16 protein-coding genes and 1 pseudogene are annotated in these 17,589 nt (G+C 34.5%); 11 read left to right on the top strand and 6 right to left on the bottom strand.

All coding sequences use genetic code 11. The annotated features are described in order from the left end of the window. Window positions 1–99 precede the first annotated feature (99 nt). Window positions 100–567, top strand: coding sequence for a YehR family lipoprotein (locus CD155_RS09500; RefSeq protein ID WP_103213184.1), 468 nt, complete (start codon window positions 100–102; stop codon window positions 565–567). Window positions 568–635: 68 nt separating this feature from the next. On the opposite strand, the gene CD155_RS09505 is transcribed toward CD155_RS09500, so the two are convergent. After that, on the bottom strand, window positions 636–2,213 hold the full coding sequence (locus tag CD155_RS09505; protein WP_103213185.1) for an FMN-binding glutamate synthase family protein: 1,578 nt from the start codon (window positions 2,211–2,213) through the stop codon (window positions 636–638). A gap of 158 nt (window positions 2,214–2,371) precedes the next feature. Here CD155_RS09505 and lnsB point away from each other — a divergent pair, with 158 nt between their 5' ends. The 5 genes from lnsB (at window position 2,372) to CD155_RS09530 (ending at window position 6,875) form a co-directional block, all read left to right on the top strand. Then, complete coding sequence (lnsB, locus tag CD155_RS09510) at window positions 2,372–3,154, top strand: CPBP family lipoprotein N-acylation protein LnsB (RefSeq protein ID WP_103213186.1); 783 nt, start codon at window positions 2,372–2,374, stop codon at window positions 3,152–3,154. 19 nt (window positions 3,155–3,173) lie between these two features. Next, window positions 3,174–3,965 carry a CPBP family intramembrane glutamic endopeptidase gene (locus CD155_RS09515; RefSeq protein ID WP_103213187.1) on the top strand — a complete coding sequence of 264 codons (792 nt, stop codon included), beginning with the start codon at window positions 3,174–3,176 and terminating at the stop codon, window positions 3,963–3,965. Between the two features lie 145 nt (window positions 3,966–4,110). Beyond that, on the top strand, window positions 4,111–4,773 hold the full coding sequence (locus tag CD155_RS09520; RefSeq protein ID WP_172605808.1) for an ABC transporter ATP-binding protein: 663 nt from the start codon (window positions 4,111–4,113) through the stop codon (window positions 4,771–4,773). Next, window positions 4,766–5,542, top strand: a complete 777-nt coding sequence (locus tag CD155_RS09525) for an ABC transporter permease (RefSeq protein WP_070830205.1) — start codon at window positions 4,766–4,768, stop codon at window positions 5,540–5,542. Before CD155_RS09520 ends, CD155_RS09525 begins: the two co-directional genes overlap by 8 nt. Window positions 5,543–5,708: 166 nt before the next feature. Beyond that, on the top strand, window positions 5,709–6,875 hold the full coding sequence (locus CD155_RS09530) for an MFS transporter (protein WP_103213189.1): 1,167 nt from the start codon (window positions 5,709–5,711) through the stop codon (window positions 6,873–6,875). Between the two features lie 42 nt (window positions 6,876–6,917). On the opposite strand, the gene CD155_RS09535 is transcribed toward CD155_RS09530, so the two are convergent. Together CD155_RS09535 and CD155_RS09540 are read right to left on the bottom strand one after the other, a co-directional pair. Continuing rightward, window positions 6,918–8,276 (bottom strand): carboxylesterase family protein, encoded by a 1,359-nt coding sequence (locus tag CD155_RS09535; protein ID WP_103213190.1) that lies wholly within the window; start codon window positions 8,274–8,276, stop codon window positions 6,918–6,920. A gap of 85 nt (window positions 8,277–8,361) precedes the next feature. Further along, complete coding sequence (locus CD155_RS09540; protein WP_002444186.1) at window positions 8,362–10,041, bottom strand: APC family permease; 1,680 nt, start codon at window positions 10,039–10,041, stop codon at window positions 8,362–8,364. Between the two features lie 184 nt (window positions 10,042–10,225). Here CD155_RS09540 and CD155_RS09545 point away from each other — a divergent pair. Then, a pseudogene (locus CD155_RS09545) lies at window positions 10,226–10,825 on the top strand (YdeI/OmpD-associated family protein). A gap of 158 nt (window positions 10,826–10,983) precedes the next feature. Here the strand turns inward: CD155_RS09545 and CD155_RS09550 are convergent. Beyond that, on the bottom strand, window positions 10,984–12,036 hold the full coding sequence (locus CD155_RS09550) for a 2,3-butanediol dehydrogenase (RefSeq protein WP_002444182.1): 1,053 nt from the start codon (window positions 12,034–12,036) through the stop codon (window positions 10,984–10,986). A 513-nt stretch (window positions 12,037–12,549) separates the two neighbouring features. Here CD155_RS09550 and CD155_RS09555 point away from each other — a divergent pair. The 4 genes from CD155_RS09555 to CD155_RS09570 are packed head-to-tail and all read left to right on the top strand — an operon-like array spanning window position 12,550 to window position 16,108. Continuing rightward, window positions 12,550–13,821: a betaine/proline/choline family ABC transporter ATP-binding protein gene (locus CD155_RS09555; protein WP_103213191.1), complete on the top strand. Its 1,272-nt coding sequence runs from the start codon at window positions 12,550–12,552 to the stop codon at window positions 13,819–13,821. After that, window positions 13,821–14,456, top strand: a complete 636-nt coding sequence (locus CD155_RS09560; RefSeq protein WP_002444179.1) for an ABC transporter permease — start codon at window positions 13,821–13,823, stop codon at window positions 14,454–14,456. Before CD155_RS09555 ends, CD155_RS09560 begins: the two co-directional genes overlap by 1 nt. A 24-nt stretch (window positions 14,457–14,480) precedes the next feature. Continuing rightward, on the top strand, window positions 14,481–15,422 hold the full coding sequence (locus tag CD155_RS09565) for an osmoprotectant ABC transporter substrate-binding protein (RefSeq protein ID WP_103213192.1): 942 nt from the start codon (window positions 14,481–14,483) through the stop codon (window positions 15,420–15,422). Continuing rightward, the gene (locus CD155_RS09570) at window positions 15,422–16,108 is read left to right on the top strand and encodes an ABC transporter permease (protein ID WP_002444175.1); all 687 of its coding nucleotides are present in this window, start codon (window positions 15,422–15,424) and stop codon (window positions 16,106–16,108) included. Before CD155_RS09565 ends, CD155_RS09570 begins: the two co-directional genes overlap by 1 nt. Window positions 16,109–16,365: 257 nt before the next feature. Here the strand turns inward: CD155_RS09570 and lrgB are convergent, their stop codons facing one another. Together lrgB and lrgA are read right to left on the bottom strand one after the other, a co-directional pair. Then, the gene (gene lrgB / locus CD155_RS09575; protein ID WP_002444173.1) at window positions 16,366–17,067 is read right to left on the bottom strand and encodes an antiholin-like protein LrgB; all 702 of its coding nucleotides are present in this window, start codon (window positions 17,065–17,067) and stop codon (window positions 16,366–16,368) included. Window positions 17,068–17,070: 3 nt separating this feature from the next. After that, a complete protein-coding gene (gene lrgA, locus CD155_RS09580) occupies window positions 17,071–17,517 on the bottom strand; it encodes an antiholin-like murein hydrolase modulator LrgA (RefSeq protein WP_037541652.1) in 447 nt (148 codons plus the stop codon). Between the last annotated feature and the right edge of the window lie 72 nt (window positions 17,518–17,589).

Below are 17,589 nucleotides of genomic sequence, written 5' to 3' on the forward strand. Positions count from 1 at the left end.
TTAATTTTCCGAAAAAATGAATGGAGTGAATAAGTAACATATTCGAGGGGAAGGTGGTATAATTTATATAAGAAAAATAGACGAGAGAAGGCGACAACAATGAAAAAAGTGATTTCACTTTTAGTAGTGATAGTCTTAAGTACTGTTGCACTTACAGCATGTAGTAAAGAACGTACGAAGACATATGAAGGCGATGTCAATGGTAAAAACATCATTACGTCACTGACATATAAAGATGATGAAGTACTTAAGCAGTCTACGATTGGAACGTTGAAGTACGACGATTTAGGCATTGATAAGATACAAGCGAAAGAGATATTTAAGAAAGATGAGAAAACGTTTAAAGGTCTTAAAGGTGTGACATACAAGGTTGATTACAAAGATCAAAAGGCTGTAGAGCATATTGAAATTGATTATAAAGACGTAGACGTTGATAAATTGAAGAAAAATTTAGGATTTGAGTCTGCTAAGGCTGTTAAAGATGATCATGTGAGTATGCATAAAATTGTTAAACAGCTCAAACGTAATGGTCTAAAAGAAAAAAGTAAAATGAATGATGAAGAATAGGTTATACAATAAACCTATAGTTATAGAAAGAGTGCGATGTTTCAGTTGAATCACCGCACTCTTTTTATTTATGAAATTAATTTAAGTTTATAATCTTTTATTTTTTGTGTAGCGCCATCAAGTTCTCTATAAATGATATGATCTGCTGAAATTTCAGTAGGGCTTGTTACGCCGACAGCCGCTGCGATGTTAAACAATCCTTCATGTAAACTTGTCACGTAGTTCGTCACACGGTATTGCTTCTCATCTACGATAAGTGCTTTCTCTTTTTTAGGGTCTGTCGTTGCTACGCCTACAGGACATGTATTAAGGTGGCACTGTTGACTCATAATACAACCTACACTAATCATCATGCCTCTTGCGACGTTAACTAAATCCGCACCTAATCCTAATGCGATAGCGATCTTGTCTGGTGTAATTAATTTACCTGAAGCGAAAATTTTAATTTTATCTCTGATACCATACTTTTCTAACATACCTGAAACAATTGGAAGGGCAGTTAGTAAAGGTAAACCAACGCCGTCTTCAAGTTCTTGGAAGGTAGCCCCTGTACCACCTTCGCCACCATCTACAGTGATAAAACTTGGATAAATATCGAGTTCTACCATTGTTTTTACAAGACTTTCAATTTCTTCAACTTTACTTACGACAATTTTAAATCCTGCAGGTTTCTGACCTAAATCTTTAATATTTTGTACAAAGTTAAGTAATTCTTCTGGATTATTTATAAAGTCGAAGCGGTTAGGTGAATTAATTGTTTCGTGTGGTTTAACATTTCTAATTTTAGCGATTTCTTCTGTGACTTTATTGCCTTCCATATGGCCACCACGCGTTTTAGCACCCTGAGCTAATTTTAATTCGAATGCACGAATATTTTTACGATCTGCCAATTGTAAAAACATGTCTTTGTTAAAGCGTCCTTCCTTATCTCTCACGCCGAAAAGCCCAGGCCCAATTTGGAAAATGATATCACCATCACCTTTAAGATGATAATCAGAAAGGCCGCCTTCACCTGTATTCATCCATGTGCCTGCTTTAGATAAGCCTTTAGATAATGCAGTAATGGCATTTTTTCCTAGGGCACCATAACTCATCGCTGATTGACCGACGAGACGTTTAATCTTAAATGGATGTTTGAGCTCAGCTCCTAATACAATTGCATGTTCATCTGATAAGAAGAAAGGATCAATTTCTGATCTTTTTCTGTGTTCATCACGACTAAATAATCTTTCATTTTCTATTTTGTATAAAAATGTTGAAATTAAGTCTGGATTATCGACATGTAATTCAGTTGCTTGAAGTGGAAACATTGTATTTTGTATGTAGAATCCATCTTTATACTCAGTCTGAGTACCATAACTCGTCATTCGAGAGTTATATTTACCTGCAAGCACAATGTGTTTATAATCATTTCTTGAAAATGGTTTTCCTTCATTATCATCAGCGAAGAAATATTGTCGTAGTTCAGGACCGACTTTTTCAGAAATATAACGAATACGTCCTAAAACAGGAAAATTTCTAAGTACACTATGTTGATCTTGACCTTTATCTTTAAATAGCCAGATTAACCCTATAATAACGACGCTTAATAGCACAACCATGATAATGATATTGACTATAAATTGCATCGTAGTCAATAAAGACATAAACATTCCCCCTAAAACAATTTATATAGTTTTATGATACAACAATGTATGCGTTTTACAATGAAAGAGAGTAAAATTATTTTAAAAATTAGATTGAAATTATTACTTAAGTACATTTAAATGGTAATGTAATGATATTGGATGATTAGAGGTGAACTATGAATAGAGAACAACAGTCGACAAAGAAAGAACAACTTACGCCGTTATGGGGAAGTAATCATATAGTCAAAAAAGACTTCATACTCATACCCGCATTTATCATTTTTCAAAGTATCATACCTATTATCATTGTTTTCGGAACACTTGGCGTTACTGCGATGCTTACACAACATGCACCGCCAGAGTGGTTTTATAATCTTTCATTAAGTATCAGTTTTGTACTAGCACAATTTTTAGTCTTATTTTTATTTTATGCTATACATAAACGGTATATTGCGAATGTTGCACGCCGACAATTTTATTTTGCCAAAAAGCATGTAAATCGCATCGTTATTGTGGTGATGATTGTATTTGTGCTAATGTTACTTATTGAGTGGCTAGTACAATTCTTACCACTGTCATTGAATTATAATGCGACACAATATGAACGTCGCGTGGAAGGCTTATTTTTACATCCTATCGCAATAGGTTTCACATTTATTTCAATGGTTATTTTACGCCCAATGGTTGAAGCGTTGATTTATCGTCACCTTGTTATTCATGAACTAGGTAAGAAATTGAATAAAAAATTAGCGATTGCTGTTTCAATTGTTGCAGAAGCATTGGTTCATGTTTACGATATGGCATCCGTACTTGAATTGATACCTTATTTGTTAATTGCGAGCGGGGCGACATATATTTATGTGAAATCAGGTGAAAATCTAGCTTCAGCATATATTTTTCAGGCGAGCATTCAATTGCTCATTTTTATAGAAATGCTATATAAACATTTTGTCTTATAAAAAATAAAAGGAGTATGAAATGGTTAGCGAATCACAAGAACAACATCATCAAGCTTATCCTTCATTTAATAATGAATTTGCTTCAAAAAGAATAGTTAAAAGAGATTTTTGGTTAATCCCAATTTATGTATTTTCGTACATGGTATTACCGATAATACTAGGATTTTTAATTACTATTTTTTGGGGAGCATTAAATCCGCTTTTATCAGAGAAATATCTATTTGACTACTTTATGAACGCGACATCAGTTTGTACAATAATAGGACAATTACTTTTCCTATTATCTTTTTATCTTATGCATCGTAAAACAATTGTACCCATTGCGATATCTCGTTTTAAAGCACTTAGAAAACATATTATATTAATTATAGGCACAATCGTACTCATTTATTTATTCAGTGCATTATATGGATACGCTATGGAATTTTTACCAGAAAGGTTCCAATTTGAAGATACTGAAAATAATAAAGAAATAGCGAAAATGTTCACGCATGGATGGTTAATTCCATTTCTATATATTGATATCGCAATTCTTACACCATTTGTAGAGGAATTATTATTTAGACATTTACTGATTCACGAATTAGGTAAGAAACTGACGTATGGTGTGACGTACGTGATATCTATCGTTGTATTTGCGGGCGTACATTGTATTGATGCGAAATCACCTTTTGAAATAGGACCATACTTAATTATTGCGACAGGTATCGTTGCCGCATATCACTTTAGTGGTCGGAACCTTGCTACTACAATTACTATGCATATGACGATTAATACAATATCATTTATTATGATGGTATTTACTTTATAGAGTGAGGGCACACGTTGAGGCGTGTGCTTTTTTATTTTCAAGATAAATTAAATAATCAGAAAATATAAATATTTAATGACTCTAGTTAAAAATCTTATATTAGGGAATATAAATATGAATGGGTTCAGAGAAAGGAGCGTTAGTCTTGCTATTAAAAGTAGAAAATCTTACATATGAAGCGGATAAGCGAACAATATTAGACGACATCAACCTTAATATTGAAAAAGGAGAAACGATTGCTATCATTGGGCCTTCTGGAAGTGGGAAGAGTACGTTGTTAAAACAGCTTAACAATTTAATTAGCCCTACAAAAGGGAAACTCTATTTGCATGATAAGTTGTACGAAGAATACTCTCCAGAAGAATTAAGATCTCGTGTAAGTTATCTTATGCAACAGAGTGAGTTGATTGGCTCAACTATTGAAGATAATATGAAATTTCCTTGTGAAGCAAGAGGGGATAAGTTTGATAAGGAAAAGGCAAAGCAACTCATCAATCAAGTAGGTTTAGGCAATTATGATTTAGATGCTGAGATAGAACACATGTCAGGTGGGGAACGACAAAGAATTACGATTGCACGTCAACTTATGTATGAACCTGAAGTCTTACTGTTAGATGAGTCAACAAGTGCTTTAGACACTGAAAATAAAGAAAACATCGAAAAGATTATTTTTAAATTCGCTAAAAAGGGGATAGCGATTCTTTGGATTACTCATAGTGATGACCAAAGTATGCGTCATTTTCAAAGAAGGATTACAATCACTGATGGTAAAATTTCGAATGATGAGGAGTTGAGCGGGCATGAGTAGTACAGCATTGTGTTTAACAGCACTGTTATTATTAATTCCAATATTTATTTCGTACAAGGAAGGCTTACATATTATTAAAGATTTAGTTATAGCTACTATAAGAGCTGCTATACAATTAATAATTTTAGGCTTCTTACTACATTATATTTTCAAAATTAATGAAAAATGGTTATTAATGATTTGTGTGTTAGTGATAATTATTAATGCATCATGGAATACAATTAGTCGTGCTTCACCAGTGATGCATCATGTGTTTTGGATTTCATTCGTAGCCATCTTTGTAGGTACTGCATTACCATTAGCGGGTACGATTGCTACAGGCGCGATTAAGTTTACAGCTAACGAAGTCATTCCAATCGGAGGAATGTTGGCGAATAATGGCTTAATTGCGATTAACCTAGCTTATCAGAATTTAGATAGAGCATTTGTTCAGGATATTTCAGGTATAGAGTCGAAGTTAACTCTTGCTGCTACACCTAAGTTGGCATCTAAATCTTCTATTAGAGAAAGTATACGTTTAGCTATTGTTCCTACAATTGATTCAGTTAAAACGTATGGTCTTGTTTCAATTCCTGGTATGATGACTGGTTTGATTATAGGGGGCGTACCACCTTTGCAGGCTATTAAATTCCAATTGTTAGTTGTATTTATACATACAACCGCAACGATTATGTCAGCATTAATCGCAACTTACATGAGTTACGGACAATTCTTTAATGCACGACACCAACTCATCGCAAGAACCGCAGATGTTAAAGAAGATGATTAATCTTTAAGAATTTGTCTACAGGTTTATATAAACTTTTTCACACCAAAAATGAATTTTATATTATATAATGAAACAGTTACGAATCTTTAAAATAGTTTGTAGCTGTTTTTATTTTTGGCTACAAATCTTTCTAAGACAATCTATTTTTTGAGAAAGGAGATTAATTATGTCTATTGTGCGAATTGCAACTTTTATATTGAGTGTTTTTATTGTGGGAATGGTCGAAATGATGGTTGCTGGAATTATGAATTTGATGAGTCAAGATCTTCATGTTTCAGAGGCGGTCATTGGACAGCTCGTTACGATGTACGCCCTCACGTTCGCAATTTGTGGTCCAATTTTAGTGAAGCTGACAAACCGATTTTCAGTACGACCGGTTTTATTGTGGACGTTATTCGTCTTTATTATTGGTAATGGTATTATTGCGATTGCGCCAAATTTCCCAATTCTAGTGGTTGGACGAATTTTATCTTCAGCAGCAGCGTCGCTAATCATCGTTAAAGTCTTAGCACTTACAGCCATGCTGACTAAACCTAAGAATAGAGGCAAGATGATAGGCGTGGTTTATACTGGATTTAGTGGTGCGAATGTATTTGGTGTGCCTATTGGAACGATGATAGGCGACTGGGGTGGTTGGCGTTTCACGTTCTTATTTATTATGCTGGTCAGTGTTGTAGTTGGTTTACTAATGATGTTGTATCTTCCTAAAGATCATGAATTAGCACATGCCAATCCTTCTTCTGAAAATGAAACGCAAACACCATCACGTATTTTAAGACCTGCTGAAATAGTAAAATATCTCATTATCACATTTCTCGTGCTTGTAGCAAATTCAGTGACATTTGTGTATATCAATCCATTGATATTATCTAAGGGACATGAATTGTCATTTGTTTCTCTCGCATTACTCGTTAACGGTGTTGCGGGTGTCATTGGCACATCACTTGGTGGTGTCTTTTCAGATAAGATTACAAGTAAGCGATGGTTAATCATCTCAGTATCGATATTCATCATCATGATGCTTATATTAAATCAAATTCTAGCTGGAACTGTGATATTACTGATTGGGTTATTTATTTGGAATATTATGCAGTGGAGTACGAATCCAGCTATTCAAAGCGGTATCATTGAACATGTTGAAGGTGATACGAGTCAGGTTATGAGTTGGAATATGTCCAGTCTTAACGCGGGAATTGGATTTGGTGGCATCGTTGGTGGATTAGTCATGTCACATTTATCCGTTCAAGCTGTGACGTATACAAGTGCAATTATTGGATTATTAGGCCTGATTGTTGTTTTAACTTTAAAGAATATTCATTATGCTAAAAATTAAAAACTGGTACGCTCATGAATAGAGAAGATGAGCGTACCAGTTTTATTTGTATATAAAAGTAGATTGCGTATCACGTTGATACGGAGACCAATGCATTTCACTATATCTTGCAAAATATGCTAAATCTGATATCATGCGCTGACTTAAGTCTATATCACTTTTAATGATGTCATATTGATTTGTAGTTAAAATATCTAAATGGCCAAACCAAAACACGATATCGAGAATATGATAAGCAGTTTTAAAATGTGTACTATTCGGACGGCACCAATCAAAACGTGCGAGCCATTTATGAGGTGTATGTATATGTTGTAAAAGGTCGATTGTTGGTTCTTTAAAGTAGTATTGAGTGATGAGCTCTCTTTGTTGTTGTGCAGTTCGTGCATTTATTTCAGAGATTTCAATATCATACAATTTCATTACTTCAACAAAACGTGAAGGTGAGAGTGTTCTTGATTCATTTTCAATATAAATGTCACCTTCAGAATTTGTAAAACTCATAAATACTGGTTTCGGAAAGTCATCTATCGTTCTTGTCATTATAGGGCTTTGAATAGGGCGATAAATTAAATCTAGACTTCTCGATTTACCTCGTTCTGATTCATGTAATTCCATAAGACGTAAGATGTCTTCGTGAGTAAGAGATTCAAGAGATTTTCCTGGGTAATAGGTATTAATCAACGTCAAAAAATGATTCGCCTTTAATTGAGCGTTCTCTTTAGTTTCATTAAATAACGCACCACTTAACAACATAACTTTATGATAATACGTATCTAATTCAGGTACTTGCATTAAAGCATGGATGCTCATACTCCCTGCAGATTGTCCCATTAAAGTCACATTGTTAGGATCACCACCAAAGTATTCAATATAATGATGCACCCATTTTAAAGCATTCATCTGATCAGAAAGCCCGTTGTTATAATCAAATTGAGGGTTTAGCGCTGACCAATCTAGAAAGCCTAATGCACCTAGGCGATAATTAAATGTAATGACAATGATATCTTCTTTTTCAACGATATGGTAAGGATTATATAACTCTGCTGTTCCATGGCCCTGCGTAAATCCACCCCCGTAAAAATAAACAACTACGGGTTTTATCTTACTGCTACAACTTTTTCTCCATATATTGAGATACAGACAATTTTCATTTTGTATAAAACTGTTAAAACCATTTTGTTGAGTTGAAAAGAAATCTTCAAGCGCATTATAAGGTTGAGGTGGAATAGGTTGGACCTTCCTTGCATCAATATTTGAGTTGCCGATTCCATGGTTCAATTGAGAATGTTTGAAACGTGAAGCTGCATTGAATGGTTGTGCATAGGGGATACCTAAGAATCTATCAATTTGACCATCACTGATTCCTTTAATCGTTCCACCCTTAACGTTAACTTCTACCATCTCTTCATCTCCTTAATGATCTTATTTTAAATAGTAACATTAAAAAACGCTCGAGACATTGATCTCGAGCGTTAGGTCATGTGATTTAGTTGTTTTGTTCTTGGCGGTCTCTTTCTTTCCAATCTTTATGTCTTGCTTTTCTACGGCGTTTTCTTAATTTATCGCCCATCTTCTTGTTCAATTTATTAGCACGTTTGAAGTAGATACTTTCGAAATAACTTGTCGTACCTAATTGATAGAAGATTAATGCGACGATTGCAATCACTAAGAAATCCCATGGATAATGAATCCAGTTCATACCTTTGAATTCTTTACTTCCTATGAATGATAAGAAGGCTAGAACGATAAGATAAATGATGATCCATAAACTACCGCCGATTTGTTTTTTAGTGTTTTTCCAATTCATCTTATATTCATAGAAGAAATAAATTGGTAAACCTAAAATAATAATGAAAATAACTTCTGCAGTTGTCGGCCACATTGCCCAATAAATTGCAAGTGACGCAAGAACGAATGACAATGGTGCCATAAATTTTAAGATATTCGCTTTGAAAGGACGTGTCATCTTAGGTGCCATTTTACGTAATGAAATAACTGTTGTTGGACCTGTTAAATATGCAACGAGTGTTGCAGTAGAAATAACAGCTGCCAATGTACCCCAATCACGGAATAATGTAACCATAATCATACTTACAATCGCGTTAAATGCAATGGCAACACGAGGAATATTATATTTTTCATTCATTTTTCCTAAGAATTTAGGAATATGACCATTCTTTTCCATAGCGCGTAAGACACGACCAGTAACTGCGACGAATGATACGCCAGTACCAAAAGGAGATACTACGGCTTCAACATATAATAAAATTGCAAGCCAGTTAATTCCTAATAAGATTGCCATATCCGCGAATGGTGAATTGAAGTTGATACCATTCCAACCATGTTCATGAATCATAGAACTTGGCATTGAAGTAATAAATGTACTTTGAAGAATGATATACAATACTGCACTTAATGTAAGCGAAATCGCAATACCACGTGCAATATTTTTCTCAGGATTTTTAATTTCAGAACCCATATTAATGATTGTTTGGAATGCATTAAATGAGAAAATGATACCTGATGTTGTTGTCGCAGCAAAGATTGGTGCACTGCCATATGGCATGAACGTACTTGCTGAGTGACCATAGTTGTTTGTATCAAATCCTGAAATCATTAACATAATGATTGTTAATAAAGGTACTCCCAATTTAAATACTGAAATTAAACTTGTAAATGAAGTTAATAATTTAACTGACCAGTAGTTTAAAAGTGAGAAGATTGCGATAATGATGTAAACGGCAAATAAACCAATCGTACTGATGGAACCGTCTTTCATTAAAGCTCCCATAGGTTTAGCCCAGTCCCAAGGCCAAGAACTCATATACTGTACAGCAGAAACAGCTTCAATTGGGATAATTGTTACGAGTGAAACCCAATTGGCCCATGCTGCAATGAATCCAAGTAGTGATCCGTGAGTATACTGTGCATAGTTACTCATACCGCCTGATTGAGGGAACATTGTTCCGATTTCGATATAGTTGTAAGCTATCGTACCAATAACTACGAAACCAATAATCCAAGAAATGATGGCGGCTGGACCCGCGATAGATGAAGCCTCCCATGCACCGAATAACCAACCAGAACCGATAAGAGAACCAAGTCCTAGTAAGACGAGTTGCGAGAGGTTAATCTTACTACTTTTCGATTTATTATTTTTTTCCATAATTACTCCTTTTTATATGCTGAAAAATTCAACAAATTACTACGCTACAATTATACGCTAGATTATTTAATAGTCAAATTGTGTATTTGTATAAATTTAATAAACTTTGCATAATTCGATTTTTCTGAAAATTAATTATATAATAGGCTTTAATACTAAATAAAAGGATTGGAAAGATTAAATAATGGTGAATAAACAAAAAAATGAAAAAGTAGAAGAATTTTTGAATAAAGATAGTCAATGGCAAGAATGTTATCAATTTCTTAGAGATTTAATTTTTCAAGATACAGAACTTGAAGAAACTTATAAATGGATGCACCCGTGTTATACATTAAATGGAAAGAACGTGGTTCTCATTCATGGCTTTAAACATTATGTGGCGCTTCTCTTCCATAAAGGTGCCATATTAGAAGACAAATATGGGACATTAATTCAACAAACTGAAAAAGTACAAGCAGCACGTCAACTACGATTCGAAAGTTTAGATGAAATTAAAAATCGCGAAGAAGAAATTTAATATTATTTAAATGAAGCAACTAAAACTGAAAAAGCAGGTAAAAAAGTTGAGATGAAGAAAAATGAAGACTATGAAGTACCTGAAGAATTAGAACAGAAATTTGCAGAAAATCCACAACTTAAAGAAGCTTTTTATCAGCTAACACCTGGACGACAACATCAATACCTGTACCATTTCTCACAAGCAAAACGCAGTCAAACACGTATTAATCGCATTGAAAAGTATGTGGAACATATTTTAAATGGAAAAGGTATGCAAGATAAATAAAACGGAATTTATCTAAAGTACGACAGTACGACAAAATCACATCGACTCAACCCGAATCAAAATAAACTGTCGATAAAGCCAAAGACTTTATCGACAGTTCTAAGTGAACAGATTCCAACTTGTTCACTCTTTTTATTTCACTCTAAATTCGTATAGAATTATTTTTGGTCGCCATTCAAACGTACTAAAATTTTAGCTTGAGATTTGTCATTTACAAGTTGATTAAATCCACTTTCAACGATATTATCTAATTCAATTTCATCAGTAACTACATCTTTAACATTTAAGCTACCGTTTGCGATTAAGTCGATAGTTTGTTGGAACGTTGTAGGTGTGTAAGCAATTGTAGTTGTTAATTTAACACCTTTATTCATTTGTAGTAGTGGGTTAAATTCTACCGGATGACCGAAAATAGCCACAATCACTGATGTGCCTCGAGGACGTGTCACTTCGATAGATTGTTGTAATGTAATACCTACGCCAGCGACTTCAAATGATACATCTACACCATTGTCAGTATGTTCGTAAACTGCTTTCACTGGGTCTACATTTGCAGAATTGAAGGTATGTGTTGCACCAACGCTTCTCGCTTTCTCTAAACGTTCTTCAGATAAATCGAAGACAAAGATTTTACTTGCGCCAGCCGCTTTCGCTGCGATAACAGTTAATAAACCAATTGGTCCTGCTCCAAATACTGCGACAGTGTCACCGAATAATAATTCGCCTTCCTTAACTGCTTGTACTGCAACGGCAGTTGGTTCTACAAGTGCGCCTTCACGTGCTGTTACATTATCAGGTAAATGATATACATTTGTTTCAGGTGCATTAGTGAATTCAGCAAATCCACCGTCTGAGCCTAAACCAATAAATGAATAACCATCATATAAATCGATGTTTTCTTCTTTTTCACGTTTAGAAACTGTAGGATTTACAACAACACGGTCACCTTTTTTGAAACGCGTAACGTCTTTACCGACATTTTCTACTACACCTGAAAATTCGTGACCTAACGTCACAGGTGCTTTTTGACCTAATAGTGGGTCGGGTTTGTCTGTTGAAATGAAAATAGGTCCTTCTAAATATTCATGTAAGTCTGTGCCACAAATACCTGTCCATGATACTTTCACTTGAACTTCATTATCTTTTAATGCTTTAGGTTCGCGATCCTCTACACGTACATCTTTTTGTCCATACCAGACTGCTGCCTTCATATTTAACAACCCCTCAATTGTAAATTTGACATCCGAAACTTCTTCAGTCTTTTGATTAGCGTAATAATTCTTATTACACTTTGAGAATAATACTATTATTATGGGATTTCAATAGTTTATGACAAAATTATGTGAAATAATTCACGAAATTTTAATTTCCTATTTTTTCTCACTGAAAATTAATTTTCCAATGTTATAAATATAGATATCATTGCCTTTTTATAAAAACTTTAACTTAAAAAATTGTTACTATGTGCCCGTGAGCAATGTTTAATAAAATAATATAGGGTATATAGTTATGTAACGGTCGAAGTTCAAGCCAGCCCATGAGTGTACAGTTTTGAGCAAGCTTTGTTATTACTCGTGTATGATTACATATTTAAAATTTTAAAAGCAAAGGCCTCTGCGCTCTTGTTTAACTTATGAAACTATTTGTTTAACAACTGCTCTTGAGGTCTTTTATTTTTGAAAATGAGCTTCGTTACTTTAACCACAAGAAAGGGGAACACAACTATGTTAAGTATCAAAAACTTAACCAAAATTTATTCAGGGAATAAAAAAGCGGTTGATAGTATCTCTTTGGATATTGAATCAGGAGAATTTATCGCATTTATTGGGACAAGTGGTAGTGGAAAGACGACTGCCTTACGTATGATTAATCGTATGATTGAGGCAACTGACGGCCAAATTACGATGAATGGGAAAGATGTGCGTAATATGAATCCTGTTGAATTGCGTAGAAGTATTGGTTATGTCATTCAACAAATCGGATTAATGCCACATATGACTATTAGAGAGAACATTGTTTTGGTACCTAAACTCTTAAAATGGTCTAAAGAAAAGAAAGATGCTAAAGCGAAAGAATTAATTAAATTAGTAGATTTACCTGAAGAATATTTGGATCGTTATCCTGCAGAATTATCAGGTGGTCAACAACAACGTATCGGTGTCGTACGTGCACTGGCTGCTGAACAAGACATCATTTTAATGGATGAACCGTTCGGAGCACTGGATCCAATTACTCGTGACACGTTACAAGATTTAGTTAAAGAATTGCAACAAAAATTAGGTAAAACATTTATTTTCGTCACACATGATATGGATGAAGCCATCAAATTGGCAGATAAAATTTGTATCATGTCAAAAGGGCAAGTCGTTCAATACGATACACCAGATAATATTTTAAGAAATCCAGCTAATGATTTCGTTAAAGATTTCATTGGTCAAAATCGTCTTATTCAAGATCGTCCGAACATGAAGACAGTAGAAGGTGCCATGATTAAGCCGGTAACTGTTCATGCAGATGATTCATTAAATGATGCGGTTAATGTGATGAGACAACGTCGTGTAGATACGATTTTCGTTGTGAATAATCACAACACGTTGCTAGGGTTCTTAGATATCGAAGACATTAATCAAGGTTTAAGAACAGGTAAAGAACTTATCGATACAATGCAACGTGACGTATATAAAGTACATATAGATTCGAAATTGCAAGATTCTGTGCGTACCATTCTTAAACGTAATGTAAGAAATGTGCCAGTCGTCGATGATCATAATCAACTCATTGGCTTAATTACCCGCGCCAACTTAGTAGATATCGTTTACGATTCTATCTGGGGTGAAGACGAAAGTGAGACTACTAAGGCTGAGACCTCTTCTGAAAATGGTTCCCACAATCGTGTACAACAAGAGCAAGAAGAGAATATTGCGCAAGAATCGGAGTTACAACATAAAGGAGCCAACGAGCCTCACGATACTCAGAAAACGGGAGTTGATCAATAATGGGTGCATTCTTCCATGAGTATGGCGGTCAACTTGTATCAAAAACGATAGAACATTTTTATATTTCTATTATTGCGTTACTCATCGCAATTGTTGTAGCAGTACCTATAGGCATCTTGTTATCTAAAACGACACGTACAGCCAATGTTGTGTTAACAATCGCAGGGGTGCTTCAAACAATTCCTACGCTCGCAGTGTTAGCTATTATGATTCCGATTTTCGGTGTAGGTAAAACACCCGCAATTGTAGCTTTATTTATCTATGTATTATTACCGATTTTAAATAATACAGTATTAGGTGTGAAAAATATTGATAAAAACGTCATTCAAGCAGGTCAAAGTATGGGAATGACTAAGATGCAGTTAATGAAAGATGTGGAGTTACCACTTGCGTTGCCTTTAATTATCAGTGGTATACGTCTCTCAAGTGTGTACGTCATTAGTTGGGCTACACTTGCTAGTTACGTTGGTGCAGGTGGCTTAGGTGACCTTGTATTTAATGGTTTAAATCTCTATCAACCACCTATGATTATTAGTGCAGCAATTTTGGTTACACTTTTAGCATTAATCGTCGACTTTTTACTTTCATTAGTTGAAAAGTGGGTAGTGCCTAAAGGTCTTAAAGTATCTAGATAATTAAAAAGGGAGGAAACGTCATTGATGAAACATTTGAAATATACAGTTATTCTCATTGCATTGTCTCTCTTAGTATTATCTGGATGTAGTTTACCAGGCCTTGGTGATGGCAATGCAAAAGATGATGTCAAAATTACAACAACTGAAACAAGTGAAACAAAGATTATAGCTAATATGGAAAAGTTAATGATTGAACATGAAACAAAAGGTAAAATTAAGCCAACTTTAATAGGTAACTTAGGATCTAGTATTATCCAACATAATGCGTTGCAACGTGGAGATGTTAATATGTCAGCGGTTCGTTATACTGGCACAGAACTTACGAGTGTACTTAATGCGAAACCGACTAAAGATCCTAAAAAAGCGATGTCAGAAACACAACGTTTGTTTAAGAAGAAATATGACCAAAAATATTACAATTCTTTAGGTTTTGCGAATACTTATGCATTTATGGTCACAAAAGAAACTGCTAAAAAGTATCATTTAGAAAAAGTGTCCGATTTAGAAAAGTATAAAGACAAATTACGTTTAGGTATGGATACACAATGGATGAACCGTGCTGGAGATGGTTATCCTGCTTTCGTTAAAGATTATGGATTTAAATTTGATAGTGCACGTCCTATGCAAATTGGACTTGTATATGATGCACTTAAAAATAAAAAGTTAGATGTAGCAGTTGGTTATTCTACTGATGGTCGTATCGCTGCTTATGATTTGAAAATCTTAAAAGATGATCGTAAATTCTTCCCACCATATGATGGTAGTCCTTTAGCTACAGAAAAACTTGTGAAAGATAATCCAAAAATCGATAAAGCTTTGAAAAAATTACAAGGTAGAATTACGACGAAAGAAATGCAGAAATTAAATTATGAAGCAGATGGTAAAGGGAAAGAACCAGCAGTGATTGCAGAAGAGTATCTGAAGAAACATCATTATTTTGATGATGAAAAAGGAGGTCAACAATAATGAAAGGTAATTTATTACATTCAATATTAGAGTATTATTCTCTCAACTGGGCCTTCCTTTTAGAGTTATTCTTTAAGCATTTATTGATGTCAGTGTATGGCGTCTTATTTGCATGTATTATTGGTATACCGGTTGGTATTTTTATAGCGAAATATAAACGTTTATCATGGATCGTCATAACAATTGCAAATGTTATTCAAACTGTACCAGCCATTGCGATGTTAGCCATTTTAATGTTAGCAATGGGACTTGGACCAACGACAGTGGTAGTGACCGTATTCCTATATTCATTACTTCCTATTATTAAAAACACGTACACAGGTATTGTTGAAGTAGATGACAATATTAAAGATGCTGGCAAAGGAATGGGGATGACAGGTAACCAAGTACTCCGTATGATTGAATTACCACTCTCATTATCGGTAATTATTGGAGGAATTAGAATTGCGCTGGTCGTAGCCATTGGTATTGTAGCTATCGGTTCATTTATCGGGGCACCGACACTCGGAGATATTATTATTCGCGGTACGAATTCCACTGATGGTACAACATTCATTTTAGCTGGCGCCATTCCAATCGCATTAATAGCTATTATTATAGATATTGGCTTACGTTTCTTAGAAAAACGTTTAGACCCAACCCGTAAAAATAAAGGACAAGAACACCAAGTTCAAAAATTAAGCTAATATCAAAAAATGAATACTTAATACAAAATATAGCTCCTAAAAGAAGTGATTACAAAACTTCATTTTAGGAGCTATTATCATGGGAGTGAGACAGAAATATAATTTATCAAAATTATTTTCGTTGTCTCACCCCGGCAAGGATGGCTAGGATTGAAAGAAGCTTGATGTAAGCACACTTTCAATTCAGACATCTACTGCCAATATGTTGAAGAAGGCTGAGACAATTAATTATGTCTCAACCTCATGATATAAATTTTTTATAGTAAGATGGGTGCGAGTATAGGCACAACAGCTACCACAATAACACCTACGATAACTACGGCAATACTCCCCATTGATTCTTCCGTTTCTCCTAAATCTTTAGCAGCAGCGACACCTAACGTATGACCACTTGTTCCTAATGCTAAACCTCTCGCTATAGGATTAGAAATTTTAAATAGTTCAACTATTTTAATACCTAGCGCAGAAATCACAACCGCATTAAGAATAACGGCTAACGACGTTAATTCTTTAACCCCGCCGATACCTTCAGATACAGGTAAGGCGATAGCTGTTGTTGCAGCTTGAGGTAACATTGATGCAATAATTTGTGAACCAAATTGGAATATTTTAGCTACTAGGTAGATGAGCATCAGTGCACTCACTGTTCCAATTGCAATGCCACCAAAGATTTCAAGCCAGTATTTTTTCAATACTTCACGTTTTTTATATAACGGAATAGCGAAACTAATTGTAGCCGGCTCTAAGAAGAAGAAAATAACGTCACCACCAACTTTATATTGTTGATAGCTGATGCCAGTTACTTTTAAAAATACAATCCCCACAACCATACTAACAAATAAAGGTGCTAATAAAAAGAACCCGTTCGTCTTTTTATAGAAATATGTAGCAATCACAAATGGAATTAAGGACAGTAAAATTCCAAAGTAGGGTGTATTGATTCCTAAATGTTCAATCATTGTTTAACCTCCGATTTGACTCGTTTCTTTATTTTTCTCTCTAGAAGGGAATAATGATTTCGTCACTAAGAGTTGAGAGGCGAAACCAGTGCAGACGAGTAACAAGATAGTAGAAATAATAATCAATAATATAATTAATATTGGGCTCTTGCTTAAAATAGGCAAAGAATTGATTACTGAAATACCAGCTGGAACGAATAAGAAACTGATATTATTCGTTAGTGCTGTTCCTACTGTTTCAACTTGTTCTAGTTTGACGATGCCAGTACATAATGCGATAAATAGCAAAACGAGACCAATCACTGAAGCTGGCATTGGAATCGGAATAAATGATTCGATAATTTTAGCAATAAGTAAGACGGCAGCTAATGTTAAAGCTTGTTGGAAAAAATGATATGTTTTTCCTTGTTGAACTTTCGTATCTTCATTATTCGAATTAGAGTTTATCAAAACAATAATTCCTCCTTTACTTTCTATAAAACACATTGTAATACTTATTATTTTTTAAGTGGTGTTTAATTT

Source organism: Staphylococcus caprae (assembly GCF_002902725.1).
GTDB lineage: Bacteria > Bacillota > Bacilli > Staphylococcales > Staphylococcaceae > Staphylococcus > Staphylococcus caprae.

Bases quoted from the DNA above. Each gene is read 5' to 3' on its own strand.
- CD155_RS09500 (WP_103213184.1), top strand. From the start codon at position 100: ATGAAAAAAGTGATTTCACTTTTAGTAGTGATAGTCTTAAGTACTGTT.
- CD155_RS09505 (WP_103213185.1), bottom strand. From the start codon at position 2,213: ATGTCTTTATTGACTACGATGCAATTTATAGTCAATATCATTATCATG.
- lnsB (WP_103213186.1), top strand. From the start codon at position 2,372: ATGAATAGAGAACAACAGTCGACAAAGAAAGAACAACTTACGCCGTTA.
- CD155_RS09515 (WP_103213187.1), top strand. From the start codon at position 3,174: ATGGTTAGCGAATCACAAGAACAACATCATCAAGCTTATCCTTCATTT.
- CD155_RS09525 (WP_070830205.1), top strand. From the start codon at position 4,766: ATGAGTAGTACAGCATTGTGTTTAACAGCACTGTTATTATTAATTCCA.
- CD155_RS09530 (WP_103213189.1), top strand. From the start codon at position 5,709: ATGTCTATTGTGCGAATTGCAACTTTTATATTGAGTGTTTTTATTGTG.
- CD155_RS09535 (WP_103213190.1), bottom strand. From the start codon at position 8,276: ATGGTAGAAGTTAACGTTAAGGGTGGAACGATTAAAGGAATCAGTGAT.
- CD155_RS09540 (WP_002444186.1), bottom strand. From the start codon at position 10,041: ATGGAAAAAAATAATAAATCGAAAAGTAGTAAGATTAACCTCTCGCAA.
- CD155_RS09550 (WP_002444182.1), bottom strand. From the start codon at position 12,036: ATGAAGGCAGCAGTCTGGTATGGACAAAAAGATGTACGTGTAGAGGAT.
- CD155_RS09555 (WP_103213191.1), top strand. From the start codon at position 12,550: ATGTTAAGTATCAAAAACTTAACCAAAATTTATTCAGGGAATAAAAAA.
- CD155_RS09560 (WP_002444179.1), top strand. From the start codon at position 13,821: ATGGGTGCATTCTTCCATGAGTATGGCGGTCAACTTGTATCAAAAACG.
- CD155_RS09565 (WP_103213192.1), top strand. From the start codon at position 14,481: ATGAAACATTTGAAATATACAGTTATTCTCATTGCATTGTCTCTCTTA.
- CD155_RS09570 (WP_002444175.1), top strand. From the start codon at position 15,422: ATGAAAGGTAATTTATTACATTCAATATTAGAGTATTATTCTCTCAAC.
- lrgB (WP_002444173.1), bottom strand. From the start codon at position 17,067: ATGATTGAACATTTAGGAATCAATACACCCTACTTTGGAATTTTACTG.